Raw genomic sequence first — 15402 nt, 5'->3', positions numbered from 1 at the left:
AACGCATCCATAGAGGCTCCTGTCTACCGGATGACTGGCACCATTTGACTTACGCTCCACTTCTTGGAATTCACAACCTTGCAACCTGAAAGCCTGTCCAAGGCGATTCAGCTTTCGGTTTCACCGGTGTTTTTGCTCGCCGGAATCGGGGCCCTACTCAACGTTCTTTCCGCCAGGCTCGCCCGCGTTGCTGATCAAGCTCGCCGACTCAGCGAATCGGATGCCACAAGAGATGACTTTGAGCGCAGGCATTGCAAGCGGCGCATGCAACACATTCTTCGGGCGATCTCGCTCCTCACCTGCGCAACTCTTTTGCTTTCGATTGTTGTTTCAGCAATATTTATGGGCGTTATCGCTCAAGTTGACTTAACCGTAATTGTTGCGCCTCTTTTCATCACCACCATGGGAATGTTAACGCTGGCCTCGATCTCGTTCCTCCTAGAGGTTCGCCTTGCGACTGAATTTGTACAGAGAAAGTTTTAAAAACTACGCCGCATGCTGTGAGCAATCAAGCTGCTGGAAACCATTGACGCCATAAATCAACAACGCTGATTAACAACCCAGCAGTGATCACCACAGGAGACACCCAGCGCAGGAAAAAGAGCATCAAGCGAATTAAGCCCGCTGAGGTTTTCGATCCTTGGAGGTCGTCTCGGAACCGTTTCGGAGCCACCCAACCCACCAGCAGGGCGATTAAAAGGCCTCCCAAAATCAGCAGCACACCGCCAAAAATCGAGTCCATCACCTCCAACACCGGAATCGACATCGCAGCGGGAAGGCCGGCAATAAAGATCAGCAACGCCATCAGCCATGCCGATCGCCTGCGGGACCAGCCCAAGCGATCCATCAAGGAAGCCACGGGGACTTCCAGCAGCGAAACCGATGAGGTAATCGCCGCGAGATAGGCCAATGAGAAAAAGAGCACAGCCACCAAGCGCCCTGCTGCGCCAAGGGAAGCAAGTCCGGTGGGTATCGCTAAAAACAAAGCCCCAACAGTGGACTCGCTCACCGTTTCCTGCAGTCCAAAGCTGATCACCACGGGGAAAGTGATCAATCCAGCCAAGAGACCGACGGCCGTATCCAAACCAACCACTGCGATCGCTTCCCTGGGCAGTCGCGCACTGCTTTTCAAATAGGCCGCATAGGCAAGGATGCAGCCGATCCCCGTGCCGATGGAGAAAAAGGCCTGGGTAAAGGCATTGCGAATCGTGGTGGGATTGAGCAGCTGCGCTGGATCCCACCGCAACAGAAAGGTTTGGTATCCGCCCATCGCTCCAGGCAACATGGCCGCCCAAATCCCCAAGCCAACCAACAACACAAACAGCAGAGGCAGAGCCCAACGCGAGAGACGCTCGATGCCGCCCTGCACACCAGAAGCCACCACCGCAGCGGTTAAGGCAAGACTGCCCCCCTGACCCAGTAGGGCACTATTTCCAGTGCTCACCGATGCAAACAGCGATTCAGCTGTCTCCATATCGTCTGGCAACCCCACCCATAGGGCATGAACGAGGGTGTGACCCGTCCAGCCCATCAGCACCGCATAGAACGCCAAAATTCCGCAGGAGGCGAGCAAAAACAGCCATCCCATCGGCCGCCACGCGTCTCCAGCCGCCGCAACAGGAGCCAGCAACGGGCTTTGGGCCGTACTGCGGCCCAGCACCATCTCCGCCACCAACACAGGCAAGCAGACCAACAACACGATCAGCACGTAGAGCAGCAGGAAGGCACCTCCACCTCCCTGGGAGGCGCGATAGGCAAAGCCCCAGAGGTTGCCTAAACCCACGGCGCTACCAGCCGCGGCCAACACAAATCCCAATCCGGATCGCCAGTGCTCCTTCAGCGCCATCAGCCTGAGTTCATCCGTAATGCTGCGAAGTTTGCCAGGCGCAGGCATTGGGGTGGGAAACTGTGATCAATTGCCTGGATCCCTGTGAAAGCCATCAGCGTTCTGGGCTCCACTGGCTCCATTGGCACGCAGACCCTGGAGATCGTTGAGGATTTCCCCGATCAATTTCGGGTGGTGGCGCTCAGTGCTGGGCGCAATCTCAGCCTGCTCGTGTCTCAAATCCAGAGGCATCGCCCTGATGTGGTCGCCCTAGCGGATCCAGCACTGCTTGCTGAGCTCAAAGACAGGCTGATGGCCCTGCCTGCCGATACACGCCCGGAACCCTTGCCGCAATTGGTGGGTGGACCTGAAGGCCTCGATGTGGCGGCGTCCTGGGATGCCGCTGATCTCGTTGTCACCGGAATCGTGGGCTGCGCCGGATTGCTGCCCACCCTGGCAGCGATTCGTGCGGGAAAAGACCTGGCCGTTGCCAACAAGGAAACCCTGATTGCCGCTGGTCCAGTGGTCCTGCCTGAGCTGAAGAAAAGCGGCAGCCGCCTGCTTCCTGCCGACTCGGAACACTCCGCCATCTTTCAGTGCCTGCAAGGAACACCTTGGAGCGACACCGCCCGTCTCTCCACTGGGGTGCCAACACCTGGCCTGCGCCGCATTCAACTCACCGCCTCCGGTGGTGCCTTTCGTGATTGGTCAGCCGCTGATCTCGAAAAGGCAACGGTGGCCGATGCCACCTCCCATCCCAACTGGAGCATGGGCAAAAAAATCACCGTGGATTCAGCCTCGCTGATGAATAAGGGGCTGGAGGTGATTGAGGCTCACTATCTGTTTGGACTGGATTACGACCACATCGAGATCGTGATTCATCCTCAAAGCATCATCCATTCGATGGTGGAGCTTGCCGATTCATCGGTTTTAGCCCAGCTCGGCTGGCCCGATATGAAGTTGCCGATCCTCTACTGCATGAGTTGGCCTTCAAGGCTGGAGACCCCGTGGCGACGGCTCGATCTCACCGAAGTGGGGCAATTGAGTTTCCGCGCACCGGATCCAGCCAAATATCCCTGCATGGACCTGGCCTACGCCGCAGGCCGGGCCGGCGGCACCATGCCTGCCGTGCTTAATGCGGCCAATGAAGAGGCCGTTGCCCAATTCCTCGAGGAGAAGATTCACTTTCTCGATATCCCCAAAATGATCGAGGGAGCCTGTGAACAACACAAACCCGATCTCGCCGCCAACCCTTGTCTTGATGATGTGTTGGCGGTGGATCAATGGGCACGCCAGGCCGTGCGCGAGCAAGTGAACCGCGGCACGACGCGCATCAGCAGCGCGTCGATGGCCGCATGAGCCAGGAGATGAGCCAGCGGATTAGCCATCACTTATTGCTCTGCGCCACAGCAACGAAAGCCAAGTGCTGTGATCCAGACATCGGGGCCGCAAGCTGGGATGCTCTCAAGCGGCAGGTGCGTGAATTGGACCTGGAGAATCCAAGCCGGGCTCAAGGCATCGTGCTGCGCAGCAAAGCCGATTGCTTACGCATCTGCGAACAAGGTCCAATCCTGTTGGTCTGGCCCGATGGCACCTGGTACGGAGGTGTCACGCCAGAACGCATCAGCAGCATTCTTCAGCAACACATCATCCAAGGCCAACCGGTTGAAGAGTGGGTCTTGAAAACCACCACGTTCACTTGAGCGTTTGCAACCAGGACGCAGCAAGCGCATCGGCCCAACAGCCGGTTCGTCCGTGAAAACCGTTGTGACCACCCTCGCGGGTGAAGATCAATTGAATGGGCCCATCCGTCGGAACAGCCTCCCCAAGATCGAGGGCCGAGCAAGCAGGCACCCAAGGATCATCCAGAGCCTGAAGCATCAGGGTGGGAGGCAAACGCTGGGGCGATTGGATCAAATGCTGGAGCGGTGAAGCCTCCCGGTAGTAAGCATCCACGTCTACAAATCCCCAGCGAGGCGCTGTCACGCTGCTATCAAAAGCACGAATCGTGCGTGGTTGCTCAACACCACTCATCCGCTCAAAATCCAAATCGCTCACGCCAAAGGGATCGGCCAGCGTCTGACGCACCAAGCGCTGCAGCAACCAACGCTGGTACACACGATTGCGGGGACGTTCAATCGAGGCACTGCAGGCCGCCAAATCCAAGGGACTGCTGGCACAAAACAATCCATCCAGGGGCAGACCTGCTGGGTCGAGTCCGGCGGCAACGCGTTCAGCTGATGTTGAGAGGCATGCATTGAGAAGCATGGTTCCCCCCAAGGAAAGCCCAGCTCCAAACAAGGGCAGTGGCGTCCCTTTTGAGGTCAGGGTGCTGCAAAGCTGTCGCGCCCGATACAACACGGGAAGAAGGTCGCTGTTGCACTGGGCTGCATAGGTGCCACCCGCCAGATGCCGGCCAGGATCAGCTCCGCGCATGTTGAGGCGCAGCACCGCATAACCCGCTGATCCAAGGGCGACACCAAGCCTGCGCACGCCTTCGCGACGACTCGACCCTCCGAGCCCATGTAACACAACCACCAACGCCTTCGGAGCTGGTGGACAATCCAGGAAGGAGAGCAAGGCTCCAGAACCCGCCGCACCGCTGCTCAGGGCAGGCACTTGAATCTCTAAGGGTTGACCTTGATCGATGGGCAAATCAACGGGACGGAGCGTGTCCCTCAAAGTTTGAAGGTCGCCTCCCCACCAGGGAAGACGCTGTTGAAATGGAGCAACCCCCAGTTGCTTGAGCAGCTGAGGGTCTGGGTGTGGATCAGGCCAGCTCACAGGCGAATCTATTTCTTACCGACACCTAACTCCTTGAGCTCTCCCAGCAGATCGCCAAGCACCTTTTTGGCATCGCCAAACACCATGGAGGTGTTGGCGAGTTCAAACAGGTCATTTTTGATGCCCGAATAACCAGCACTCATGCCGCGCTTCACCACAAACACAGTGCGAGCCTGCTGAACATCCAGCACAGGCATGCCATAGAGCGGTGAATTGGGATCGGTCTTGGCCTGGGGATTCACCACATCGTTGGCACCCAAAACAAGCACCACATCAGTGGCAGGAAAGTCAGGGTTGATGACATCCATTTCCTTGAGCTGCTCGTAGGGCACATCGGCCTCAGCAAGAAGCACATTCATGTGGCCGGGCATCCGGCCCGCCACAGGATGAATGGCGTAGGCCACTTCAATTCCAGCGGCTTCGAGGGAGCGAGTCACTTCCCGCAGCGTGTGCTGGGCTTGGGCCACAGCGAGGCCATAGCCGGGAACGATGATCACCCGTTCTGCCGCTTCAAGGGTGAGGGCGCACTCCTCAACACTGCAACTGGTGATGTTGGTGTATTCGCCACCACCACTAGAGGCGGTGGATGAAGCGCCAAGCGCTCCGCCAAACAGCACCGACACCAGCGAGCGATTCATGCCTTTGCACATCACCTGGGTGAGGATCAAACCGGCAGCGCCCACCATGGCGCCAGCCACGATCAGCAGCTGACTGCCCACAACGAAACCAGCAGCAGCAGCAGCCACGCCGGAATAGCTATTCAGAAGGGAGATCACCACAGGCATGTCGGCTCCGCCGATCGGCAGGGTGACGCCCACTCCAAGGAGCGCGGAGGCCACAACCAGCAGCCACAGGCCGCTTCCACCGTTGCGGATCATCTCGACCGCAGCGATCAACGACACCACCGCCAAGGCAATGTTCACCACATGGCGCGCCTTGCTCTGCATCCATGGCGGAGTCGACAGCCAGCCCTGGAGCTTGGCCATCGCCACGATCGAACCGGTAAAGGTGATCGAACCCACAAACACGGAGATCACAATCGAGACCACGGCCACGATCCCGGTGGCATCCAGCGCCGCTGGATAAAGAGCCGCTGCCAGGGCAACAAGCAACGACGACATACCGCCACAACCGTTGAACAAGGCCACGACCTCCGGCATGGAGGTCATCGGCACCCGCTGAGCAGTGATCGCACCGAGCACACCACCAACGGCCGTACCGGCAAGGATCCATGTCCAAGCCTGGGCATTAAGGCTGGGCTGTCCGAGATAGCTTCCGAGCAGTCCGATCACCGCCAAACCCATCGCCACGGCTGCCAACTGATTGGCACCCCGGGCAGAACGCACCTTGGATAGCCCCTTGATGCCGAAGGCCAACAGCAGTACTGCAACCAGATCGATCGCGTATTTAAAAAAATCAGACATCAGCGGTTCTCCTTACGGGCGGGCTTGCGGCTGAACATGGCCAGCATTCGATCGGTGACGAGGAATCCGCCAATCACATTGAACAGAGCAAATCCAAGCGAGATCGAACCGAGCACCAACAGTGCCTGATTGCCATCCGCCTTAATAATTGCCGTGAGTGCGGCCAGCACCGTGATGCCCGAAATCGCATTCGCACCACTCATCAGCGGCGTATGCAATGTGGGGGGGACTTTGCCGATCAGTTCAAGGCCTAAGAGGCTGCCTAACAACAGCACCCAGAGAAATTCAACGAAATTCGCATCCATTTAGTTAGCTCCAGGGGTAAGAACATCGCCACGGCGAATGCTGCCGTCATGAGCGATCAGACAACCAGCGATGAGCTCGTCTTCGATGTCGAGCGTGAGCTGGCCGTCTTGAAGGGTGGGTTGCAGCAAGGCCAAAAGATTTCTGGCGTACAACGAACTGGCGTGATTCGGGACGCTGCAAGGGAGTTCGTTCGCACCAATCAGCTTCACGCCTTTGCGGTTCACGGTTTGGGACGGCACGGTATCGGCACAGTTTCCGCCTTGTGCCACGGCCAGGTCCACCACCACCGATCCGGGGCGCATGCGATCAAGCATGTCCTCACTGATCAAGCGTGGGGCTCGCCTGCCTGGCACTTGGGCTGTACAAATCGCCACATCAGCCTGGGCGAGCTGGTCGGACAGCTGTTGTCGCTGCGCGGCCAGAAATGCATCGGAGGCTTGCTTGGCGTAACCGCCCGACTCGGCTGGCTTGTCCTCCATCTCCGGAGGATCGATGAAACGGGCTCCGAGCGACTCCACCTGCTCTTTAACAGCAGGGCGAATGTCGCTCACGTAGACAACTGCGCCCAAACGGCGCGCGGTTGCAACCGCCTGAAGACCGGCCACACCAGCACCCAGCACCACAACCCTGGCGGGTTGCACAGTGCCTGCTGCCGTCATCAGCATCGGGAAATAACGATCCAAGGCCGCAGCACCAAGCAGCACGGCCTTGTAGCCAGCGATGTTGGCCTGGGACGAAAGCACATCAGCAGACTGGGCACGACTGATACGAGGCAGAAGCTCAAGGGCCATGGCGGAAAGACCACAGCCCTTCAACGCTTCCGATAGCTCGGAATTGCCATAGGGGGACAACATCCCCACCACCAGAGCACCCCGTCGCAAACGACCGAGCGATGCCGGACTAGGGCTTTGCACACAAAGCAAAACGTCGGCCTGACCCCAGGCTTGAGCCTCTCCTGGAGCAACCAAATCGGCTCCAGCACTGGCGTACGTCTCATCTAGAAAACCGGAGGACACTCCGGCACCACGCTCGACGGCTACGGAGCAGCCGAGGGCAATGAATTTTTTAAGGGTCTCGGGTGAAGCCGCTACACGGGTTTCAGCCGCTGCGCTTTCAATCGGGATAAGGAGTCTGGGCAAGTTCGTTGTGCCGCCACCCAGGTGAGATTACGAGGTCGTCGCTCCCGAAACGCATCTTTTCTGTAGAAGCTGACTTAGTGAAGCAGCTGTGGCTAATTAGAGAATTCTGTCTATAAGCGCATGGGTCTCTCCGCAATCGAATGTCCTGATGGTGTTTGCCACAGCCATCACGGCGGGCATGCCGTCAATCGCCACACCATGGAAGAACTTCTCGCCGAACACGGCCGGGAATGGTGCGAGCGACTCGCGGAACGGATCTACGAGATGTCCGTAGACACCTTTTCTCAATCAGTGATGCCCAGCCTGCACGCCGCGGGCTGGCAACGACGCCACCTGGATTGGGAATTCAAATTGCAAAACAAACAGTCCGAAACAGAGGCCGAGCCGGATCGGACCCTGGTGGATGGAATGATCAACGCCACCGAAAGCTTCCTGCGCAGCAGCGAAGTGCACCGTTTATTCATTCAGGAGCTCGTCCAGGGAACCTTTGACGAAGCCTCAGACGATCACCTGCGCAGCAACGCCGTGCGACAGCTGATCGAAGACGAAATCCTGACCATGCTCCAAGACAAGAAAACGGCCATGTTGGAGCGAGTCGTCGCCCAGCTCACCAGTGCGGCCGGCGGCGATCAGCAACGGGCCCAAACCGCTGCAGAAGCAGGATTAATGGAAGTAGAGCGCTTGCTCTGCAACCACAGCGAATCCCTTTAATTCAGGGTCTCGACCCCGGTCAAAACAGCGGAAGGAGCTCCTGCTCAACCGCCTGCACCAGGGGCCATTGCCTCTGGTGCTGCAACCAACGCAGCCTCAGGATCAAGGGATCGATGTCACATTCCAGGGGCCAGCAATGCTCCAGCTGTTGGCGCTGATCAGGATTGGATGGGTAACGAGGACGGCTATTGGCCATAGCGGCAGAGGGCCGGAAACCCCAAGAGCTGTTGGCTGGAAGCTAAGGGTGGCGTCAACGGATGGAATGGTTAGAAAGACCTAACTTTCGCGGCTGACCGATCGCACGTCCCTCGTTTCAGCTCCCAGGAGACGTCCCGCGGGGCAAAATCCAACCCCGTCAGTGGCAACAGCAACTCGTCCAGCTGCTGCGCAGACGACTGGAGCCAGAAGCAAGCCATGGGCGTGATGTGCTGATTCATGCGGGACCTGGTGCGGGCAAGACCTTGGGTGCTCTGCTCGGATTCCAGGCCATGCAACAAGAGGGGAAGTTGCAGCGCTTTTTGGTGATGTGTCACCGCACATCGATCCTCAGCCAATGGCGCACATCAGCCGAACGGCTAGGGCTACGCCTCGAGCCCTGGAATGAAGCCAGCCCCCATATCCAGAGCCAAGCCATCCAAAACGCCGATGGCTGGCTCGTTACCTACCAAGGGGCAGCCAGTCAGATCGAAGGGCTCAAACGGGCGCTCGAGCCATGGGCTGGTGATCAACTTTTAGCGATTGCGGACGAAGCGCATCACCTTGGCGTCGACCCTGACGAGCCAGATGGTCCCGTTTGGGGACGCACCTTTTTAGAACTCAGCAGTCAGGCTCGACTGAGGCTGGGACTCACCGGCACACCGTTTCGAGCCGACAATCTCGCCTTTTGTGCCGCGAGACGGATCCGGATCCAAGAAGGCGGTCAGCTGGTGGAACAAATCAGCCCTGACCTCTGCGTTGAACCCCGAGAGCTCATTGCCGCGGGCGATGTGCGACCACTGGAATTTCGCTTTCAAGACGGTTGGGTGGAGCACAGCCGTGCAGGGAAGCTTGATCGCGATGTGTCGCCACTCTCTGAAGAGGTGCGTGAAAGTTGGAGAGCACGCAATTTGCGCCGGGCAATCCATCTTTCCGATAGCAGCAGCATTGCGCAGCAACTCTTGATCAGGGCCAGGCGGAAGCTGGAGCAGGTGCGTGAACATCACCCGAACGCTGGCGGTCTTGTCATTGCCAAAGACATTGCTCACGCTCGATCGATCAGCTCCCTGTTGAGGGAACAGGGCGATCGGGTCGATCTCGTGCACTCGCAGGATCCAGAGGCAGCTGAACGACTCAGCAGCTTTCAAGAGGGTGGTGCCGACTGGCTTGTGAGCATCGACATGTGTGCCGAAGGATTCGACGCTCCAAGGTTGCGCGTTGTCGCCTACCTCACCACTGTCGTGACCCGAAGTCGCTTTGTGCAGGGCATCACTCGCGCCGTGCGGATGTGCAGCACGCGGGCAGCCACTGAAACGGTGCCAAGAGACCCGTCCTACGTGTTTGCTCCAGCAGACCCGTTGCTGATGAGCTACGCCCGCAGTTGGTCACTTTCAGAGCCTTATCGGATTCAAGCCCAACCACAGGAAGCGGATTCCGATGAACCGCTGCAGTCCAGCGCATGGAGAGGTCCAAGCCTGCCTTTGGAAGCCGTTAACGATGGAGCCGGTGCCGTCATTCGACTCAGAACCCCGGAATTACCCAATTTTTTGCATCAATGAAAACTTCTCTGTAGAAATAAAAATGCGACGTTGTGCGAAATCACACACGATGTTGGCTCTCCAACAGGCAATGTGGTCTCTATCTGGGAGTCAGTCATGGACGCAGCACTTGAACGACGAGTCAGTGTTGCCACCTGCTGGGCAACAACCAGAATCAAAGCTCTAGACAGCGCTGAGCGCTATGAAGACAGCTACGCGTTGACCCAAGAATTCCGGGAATGGATCACATGTATCGGCGAAAGTCCGGAACTTTTCGCTGAATCCGTGATGAGCGTGGGTCAAATTTCAGAAAAACGACACGGCCTTGACCTCGAAGAAGGGGCAGAAGATTCGGTCGAAATCTAAATAAATCATTAAGCCTTGTTTTTGCGGCAGATATTTTTGTCCATATTTGACAGCGCTACGGATTAAAAACAAAGCGATCGCCAAGAGGGTCCGTTTAGATTCAACTCATACTCATTACGCATAAGCCATGGGCGCGAGCGAGAACTTAGTGATCGTTGGATCCGGCCCTGCTGGGTATACGGCAGCCATCTACGCGGCCAGAGCCAACCTCAATCCGCTCTTAATCACCGGATTTCAGCGCGGCGGGATCCCTGGTGGTCAACTGATGACGACCACCCATGTGGAAAATTTTCCCGGCTTTCCTGATGGGGTCCTAGGCCCCGACCTGATGGATCTGATGAAGGCACAGGCGGAGCGCTGGGGTACTCACCTGCTCGAAGCCGACGCTGACGTGATCGACTTAAGCCAACGTCCTTACAGGATTCAGGCGGAGGGCAAAACGATCGAAACCCAATCGATCATCATCGCCACTGGTGCTAGCGCAAACCGCTTGGGCCTACCCAATGAAGATCGCTTCTGGAGCCAGGGAATCAGTGCTTGCGCCATTTGTGATGGCGCCACTCCTCAGTTCCGCAAGGAGGAGTTAGCCGTAGTGGGAGGAGGAGATTCTGCTTGCGAGGAAGCTGTCTATCTCACCAAGTACGGCAGTCATGTGCACCTCTTGGTGCGCTCAGACCGCTTGCGCGCCAGTGCGGCTATGGCTGACCGCGTTGAAGCCAATCCCCAAATCACGGTGCATTGGAACACGGAGGTTGTGGACGTTGAAGGAACGGACTGGATGAATGGCCTGCGACTGCGTAACCGAGACAGCGGCAAGGAGGAAACCTTGGCCGTGCGCGGGATGTTTTATGCCATTGGTCACACGCCCAACACAGACCTGTTGAAAGGCCAACTCGATTGCGATCGCAGCGGTTATCTCGTCACCCAACCCGGCCGACCAGAAACCTCCTTGGAAGGTGTGTTTGCAGCGGGTGACGTCGCCGATGCGGAATGGCGCCAAGGAATCACGGCCGCAGGCAGTGGCTGCCAAGCGGCCCTTGCCGCAGAACGCTGGTTGAGCCATCACGATTTGGCCACGCTTGTGAGTCGTGAGGTGGTTGAACCTCAAAAAGCCAAGGCGCCACAGGCCATAGAAGCAACCACGGAAGCCACCTATGACGCCAATGCTGAATGGCAAAAAGGCAGTTATGCCCTCCGCAAGCTGTATCACGACAGCAACAAGCCCCTGCTTGTGATTTACAGCTCCCCAAGCTGCGGCCCCTGTCATGTGCTGAAGCCGCAGCTCAAACGGGTGCTGTCAGAACTGAATGGGCAGGCTCAAGGCATCGAAATTGACATCGAAGCCGATCAAGACATTGCCGAGCAGGCGGGCGTTAATGGCACCCCAACTGTTCAGCTGTTTTTTGACAAGTCTCTGCAACAGCAATGGCGCGGGGTGAAACAGCGCAGTGAATTTAAGGGTGCAATTGAGGCCCTTCTCAAGGGCCAATCACTCAAGAATCCCTGACTTAACGGCGGCGTGGGCCACCAGGACGATTCCCGCCTGGACGTCCACCCGGTGCACCCGCATTGCGCTCGCGATAGGTGATCCGGCCACGGGTTAAGTCATAGGGGCTGATTTCCACCAAAACCTTGTCGCCTGCGAGCAGTTTGATGCGGAATTTCGTGAGCTTTCCGGCGGCTCGGCACAGGCACTGGTGACCAGCGGGCTGCTCCAGGGTTACGAGGTAAAACCCGTTCCCCTGCTCTTTTTCAATCACACCCGAGGTCTCAATCATGCGCCAAGGTCAACGTCGTCATTGACTTCAGTTTAGGAGGCCACCTCCAACCCAATTCCACCGCTGCGCCATCACTCTCTTTAGGGTCTGAACTGCTCCTAACAGCCATTTGATGCTCCCACCGCTTTCCCTCGACCTTGGCCTGTTGCTTATTTCTATCGGCGCGGTGAATCTCTGGCGTAACAGACAGAATGCGAACTAGCTTGTTTGCAAGTTCTGCTGTGTTTCTGTGTCTGAATCAGCTCTGATTGCTTTCACATCTCTGGTTCAATCCGATTCTCAGTTGCGGGAACAGGTTCGCCAGGCAGCCACTCCGGCCCACGTTGTGAATCTTGCCTCTGAACAGGGACATGTCTTCAACCAAGCCACACTCATGAAGATGCAAGCAGAGAAAACGAAGCATCTTCATGACGATCATCTCAACAATGCTTCCAGCTGGGGAGAAGCACTTCTGCTCTGCTTTGGAGCTCACAACTGACCCTTCTGCTGCATAAGCCCTTTGGGGTTCTGAGCCAGTTCACACCTGAACCTCAGAGCCGCTGGGGATGCCTAGCTGAGTGGGTCCCCATTCCGAATGTTTACGCTGCAGGGCGCCTTGATGCCGACAGTGAAGGCTTGTTGTTGCTCACCGATAACGGTCGGCTACAACAACGCCTCACCGATCCTCGCTTTGGGCATTGGCGACAGTATTGGGTTCAAGTAGAAGGTTGCGCAAACGACAGCCAACTGGATCAACTCCAGCAGGGAGTGATGATTCAAGGGCACTTAACCCGGCCTGCCAAAGCAAGGCTCCTGTCTGATCACGAGAAACAAACGATCGGTGATCGCAATCCACCGATTCGGGAGCGTCGCTCGATTCCAACCTGCTGGCTTTGTCTTGAACTTCGCGAAGGTCGCAACCGCCAAGTCAGGCGGATGACCGCAGCTGTGGGTCTTCCCACCCTCAGGCTGATTCGTCACTCCATCGACTTGATGGATGGAGACACAACATTGAGCCTCAAAGGCCTCAGCCCAGGAATGTGGCGAGAGGTCACCGGCGCTGAAGAACAGCGCCTGCAGCGGCTGCTTAGCCGTTCGGCAGCGCACCGGTGAGGGTGACCGCGCGAAATTCAATGCCCTCAACAACTCTCCAGGGCGTTTCAGAGCGTTCGGCGTACTGAACCTGCTCGAACCCCAGCGCTCGGAAATCCTCCAGAAAAGCCTCCTCTAACCAGGCCCCGCTGATGCAGCCACTCCAAAGCTCGGCGTCCTGCTGAAGAGCCATCGGCACCGGACGATCACACACGATGTCGCTGATGGCAACGCGCCCAGCAGGGCGAAGCACGCGCCGAATGTTCTGCAACAGCTGCTGACGCGCGGATGGATTCACCAGATTCAGTACGCAGTTGCTGAGCACCACATCAATACTGGAATCAGCCACCAAGGGCTCTCCCTGAGCATTGGTGGCATCAAGGGCCTCAATCGCACCCTCAAGAAAGCCAACATTGGCGTAACCAATTCGCTCTGCCACCACGGGTGCAGCAGAACGCGAGAGGGCCAACATGTCCGCATTGCGGTCAACACCAATCACTTGGCCTGTTGCCCCAACCACCTGAGCACAAATAAAGGCATTCTTTCCGCTTCCACTACCGAGGTCCAACACCGCATCTCCAAACCGCACCCAACGGGTGGGGTCGCCACAGCCGTAATCCCTTTCCACCACGTCTTTGGGGATAGGTTTCAGCAAGGAGGGATCAAACGCCACTGGAGTGCAGAGGCAAGCTTCTTGTTCCGCTGCTGCAGCGCCGTACCGGTCCTCTACCGCCTGCGTTTGATCCAGTGAAGACGGATCCAGTGAAGACGGAGTGGGACCGCAACAAGACGACATCGGCAACAGCGCAGGAGTGCCTACATTCTGAACAGGGCTTAGCCCCAACGAGGTATCGCCCTTAACTCAGGACATCCTGAAGTTCACGAACGGTTTGCCATTGCCCGTAGTAGTAATTGGCGCTGGCACGGCGATCGACATCTTCAATGCCATCAAAGGCATCAAAACCAACGCTTTGCCAAAGCTCATGACCACAGGCTCGGTTGAGCTCGGTTTCTGCTTCCCGGGCGAGATTGTCGAGCCGTCGCTGAAGATTTTTAACTTGGGCGACAGACATGGTGACGATCCAAAAACTAATCAATCCTAGCGAGTGGATAGTACAAACACACCACTCTTGGGTCAATGCGCTTAGAAGGGCAGCTTTTTCTTGGCGTTCTTGTCGAGATCGGCCTCCATATCCCTGAGGCGCTTCAAAATCGTGTCGTAGTACTCACGGATGTAGGTCTCCATCTGCGTGGTTTGATCGAGCTCTAAGCCGAAGGCGCGATAACTGGCCTCCATCGGTGCATCAAGGGAGCCACCACCACCTGTGACTTCAGCAAAAGCAAGGCGCTCTGCCACATTCACGGCTGGTTCAAAGAACGAACAGATGCCTTGCATCAGATTGAGCAAGGCTCCAGGCACGCGAAACACCCTTGCCGAGCGAGAACTCGCCAACTCACAGAGTTGAATCACTTCTCCGGTGTTCCAGGCTTTGGGACCAACGACGGGGTAAGAACAACGAATCGTTTCTGGATGATCAACGGCCGCAACAGCAAAACGAGCCATGTCTTGCGTGTTCATATAAGCGATCGGGGTTGGACTACCACTCACCCAGACCGTTTGGCTTTCCAAAATTGGAATAGCAAATTGACTGATCACGCCCTGCATGAACGCCGCTCCTTGCAGGATTGTGTAGTCAAGATCTGACTCTTCCAGCAAGCGCTCGGTGCAGTGCTTGATGTCCATCAAAGGGACATTGCGGTGATTAGAAGCACCCAAGAGGGAGAGAAACACGAACCGCTTCACATCGGCTTTCTCACAAGCCCTGAGCAGGTTGAGCTTTCCTTCCCAATCAGTGACATAAATGCTGTTGGGATCCGTTGGCCGGCTGGTAGCGGCATCAATGACCGCATCAATGCCATCGAGTGCGTAATCAAGACTGGCCGGCTCAAGAAGGTCGCCTCGAGTGAGCTCACAACCCCACTCCTGTAAGAAGGCTGCCTTTCGAGGTGAGCGCACTACGCAACGCACTTTATGGCCAGCATCAATCGCTTGTTTTGCGATTTGACGGCCAAGCGTTCCTGTCCCACCAACCACCAGAACTTGCATCGGGTCAGTCATTGCAAGCGTGGAGCCTAAAGGGAGCAAAGGCCTGTCGCGCCGATCAGTCGCCTTGAAGTTTCAAAAGCAAGGCACCACCAGCGAGGCCCACGGGAATCAACACCCAGAACACGACAGCAATTCCGAAAATTTCCGAAGCCATGAAA

20 protein-coding genes are annotated in these 15402 nt (G+C 57.1%); 9 read left to right on the top strand and 11 right to left on the bottom strand.

The window, feature by feature from the left end; genetic code table 11:
- Positions 1-63 precede the first annotated feature (63 nt).
- Positions 64-483 carry a DUF2721 domain-containing protein gene (locus SynMVIR181_RS04415; RefSeq protein ID WP_186590115.1) on the top strand — a complete coding sequence of 140 codons (420 nt, stop codon included), beginning with the start codon at positions 64-66 and terminating at the stop codon, positions 481-483.
- A gap of 25 nt (positions 484-508) precedes the next feature.
- On the opposite strand, the gene SynMVIR181_RS04410 is transcribed toward SynMVIR181_RS04415, so the two are convergent.
- The gene (locus SynMVIR181_RS04410) at positions 509-1846 is read right to left on the bottom strand and encodes a sodium-dependent transporter (protein ID WP_186590504.1); all 1338 of its coding nucleotides are present in this window, start codon (positions 1844-1846) and stop codon (positions 509-511) included.
- Between the two features lie 84 nt (positions 1847-1930).
- Between SynMVIR181_RS04410 and SynMVIR181_RS04405 the strand changes: the two genes are divergently transcribed.
- Positions 1931-3184: a 1-deoxy-D-xylulose-5-phosphate reductoisomerase gene (locus tag SynMVIR181_RS04405; RefSeq protein WP_186590114.1), complete on the top strand. Its 1254-nt coding sequence runs from the start codon at positions 1931-1933 to the stop codon at positions 3182-3184.
- A gap of 8 nt (positions 3185-3192) precedes the next feature.
- Positions 3193-3528 carry a ferredoxin gene (locus tag SynMVIR181_RS04400; RefSeq protein ID WP_186590113.1) on the top strand — a complete coding sequence of 112 codons (336 nt, stop codon included), beginning with the start codon at positions 3193-3195 and terminating at the stop codon, positions 3526-3528.
- On the opposite strand, the gene SynMVIR181_RS04395 is transcribed toward SynMVIR181_RS04400, so the two are convergent.
- The 4 genes from SynMVIR181_RS04395 to SynMVIR181_RS04380 are packed head-to-tail and all read right to left on the bottom strand — an operon-like array spanning position 3521 to position 7478.
- Positions 3521-4609 (bottom strand): YheT family hydrolase, encoded by a 1089-nt coding sequence (locus SynMVIR181_RS04395; protein ID WP_186590112.1) that lies wholly within the window; start codon positions 4607-4609, stop codon positions 3521-3523. The genes SynMVIR181_RS04400 and SynMVIR181_RS04395 overlap by 8 nt on opposite strands.
- A gap of 8 nt (positions 4610-4617) precedes the next feature.
- The gene (locus SynMVIR181_RS04390; protein WP_186590111.1) at positions 4618-6033 is read right to left on the bottom strand and encodes an NAD(P)(+) transhydrogenase (Re/Si-specific) subunit beta; all 1416 of its coding nucleotides are present in this window, start codon (positions 6031-6033) and stop codon (positions 4618-4620) included.
- A complete protein-coding gene (locus tag SynMVIR181_RS04385) occupies positions 6033-6338 on the bottom strand; it encodes an NAD(P) transhydrogenase subunit alpha (RefSeq protein WP_186518600.1) in 306 nt (101 codons plus the stop codon). The genes SynMVIR181_RS04390 and SynMVIR181_RS04385 overlap by 1 nt, the downstream gene beginning before the upstream one ends.
- Entirely contained in the window at positions 6339-7478 is a 1140-nt protein-coding gene (locus tag SynMVIR181_RS04380; RefSeq protein ID WP_186524933.1) for a Re/Si-specific NAD(P)(+) transhydrogenase subunit alpha, read from the bottom strand.
- A gap of 120 nt (positions 7479-7598) precedes the next feature.
- On the opposite strand from SynMVIR181_RS04380, the gene SynMVIR181_RS04375 reads away from it, so the two are divergent.
- Positions 7599-8189, top strand: a complete 591-nt coding sequence (locus tag SynMVIR181_RS04375; RefSeq protein ID WP_186590110.1) for an EF-1 guanine nucleotide exchange domain-containing protein — start codon at positions 7599-7601, stop codon at positions 8187-8189.
- Positions 8190-8208: 19 nt separating this feature from the next.
- On the opposite strand, the gene SynMVIR181_RS04370 is transcribed toward SynMVIR181_RS04375, so the two are convergent.
- A complete protein-coding gene (locus SynMVIR181_RS04370; protein WP_186524931.1) occupies positions 8209-8385 on the bottom strand; it encodes a hypothetical protein in 177 nt (58 codons plus the stop codon).
- 148 nt (positions 8386-8533) lie between these two features.
- Here SynMVIR181_RS04370 and SynMVIR181_RS04365 point away from each other — a divergent pair, with 148 nt between their 5' ends.
- From SynMVIR181_RS04365 to trxB, 3 genes are all read left to right on the top strand, one after another.
- Entirely contained in the window at positions 8534-9943 is a 1410-nt protein-coding gene (locus SynMVIR181_RS04365; RefSeq protein WP_370593887.1) for a DEAD/DEAH box helicase, read from the top strand.
- Between the two features lie 96 nt (positions 9944-10039).
- Complete coding sequence (locus tag SynMVIR181_RS04360; RefSeq protein WP_186524930.1) at positions 10040-10288, top strand: hypothetical protein; 249 nt, start codon at positions 10040-10042, stop codon at positions 10286-10288.
- A 127-nt stretch (positions 10289-10415) separates the two neighbouring features.
- Positions 10416-11795, top strand: coding sequence for a thioredoxin-disulfide reductase (gene trxB, locus SynMVIR181_RS04355; RefSeq protein ID WP_186590109.1), 1380 nt, complete (start codon positions 10416-10418; stop codon positions 11793-11795).
- Position 11796: 1 nt separating this feature from the next.
- Here the strand turns inward: trxB and infA are convergent, their stop codons facing one another.
- The gene (gene infA, locus SynMVIR181_RS04350; protein ID WP_006041809.1) at positions 11797-12066 is read right to left on the bottom strand and encodes a translation initiation factor IF-1; all 270 of its coding nucleotides are present in this window, start codon (positions 12064-12066) and stop codon (positions 11797-11799) included.
- Between the two features lie 229 nt (positions 12067-12295).
- Here infA and SynMVIR181_RS04345 point away from each other — a divergent pair, with 229 nt between their 5' ends.
- Positions 12296-12544: a Nif11-like leader peptide family natural product precursor gene (locus SynMVIR181_RS04345; RefSeq protein WP_186524928.1), complete on the top strand. Its 249-nt coding sequence runs from the start codon at positions 12296-12298 to the stop codon at positions 12542-12544.
- Positions 12523-13158 (top strand): pseudouridine synthase, encoded by a 636-nt coding sequence (locus SynMVIR181_RS04340; RefSeq protein ID WP_186590502.1) that lies wholly within the window; start codon positions 12523-12525, stop codon positions 13156-13158. Before SynMVIR181_RS04345 ends, SynMVIR181_RS04340 begins: the two co-directional genes overlap by 22 nt.
- Here the strand turns inward: SynMVIR181_RS04340 and SynMVIR181_RS04335 are convergent.
- The 4 genes from SynMVIR181_RS04335 to petM form a co-directional block, all read right to left on the bottom strand.
- A complete protein-coding gene (locus SynMVIR181_RS04335; protein WP_186590501.1) occupies positions 13133-13933 on the bottom strand; it encodes a methyltransferase domain-containing protein in 801 nt (266 codons plus the stop codon). The genes SynMVIR181_RS04340 and SynMVIR181_RS04335 overlap by 26 nt on opposite strands.
- Positions 13934-13994: 61 nt before the next feature.
- Positions 13995-14210, bottom strand: coding sequence for a hypothetical protein (locus tag SynMVIR181_RS04330; protein ID WP_186524927.1), 216 nt, complete (start codon positions 14208-14210; stop codon positions 13995-13997).
- Between the two features lie 71 nt (positions 14211-14281).
- Positions 14282-15244 (bottom strand): NAD(P)H-binding protein, encoded by a 963-nt coding sequence (locus SynMVIR181_RS04325; protein ID WP_186590108.1) that lies wholly within the window; start codon positions 15242-15244, stop codon positions 14282-14284.
- A 55-nt stretch (positions 15245-15299) separates the two neighbouring features.
- Positions 15300-15398, bottom strand: a complete 99-nt coding sequence (gene petM, locus SynMVIR181_RS04320; protein WP_006852199.1) for a cytochrome b6-f complex subunit PetM — start codon at positions 15396-15398, stop codon at positions 15300-15302.
- Positions 15399-15402: the final 4 nt, after the last annotated feature.

Source organism: Synechococcus sp. MVIR-18-1, assembly GCF_014279835.1.
GTDB lineage: Bacteria > Cyanobacteriota > Cyanobacteriia > PCC-6307 > Cyanobiaceae > Synechococcus_C.
The sequence above is the reverse complement of the archived record's forward strand: the minus strand, read 5'-3'. Positions and strand labels throughout refer to the sequence as shown.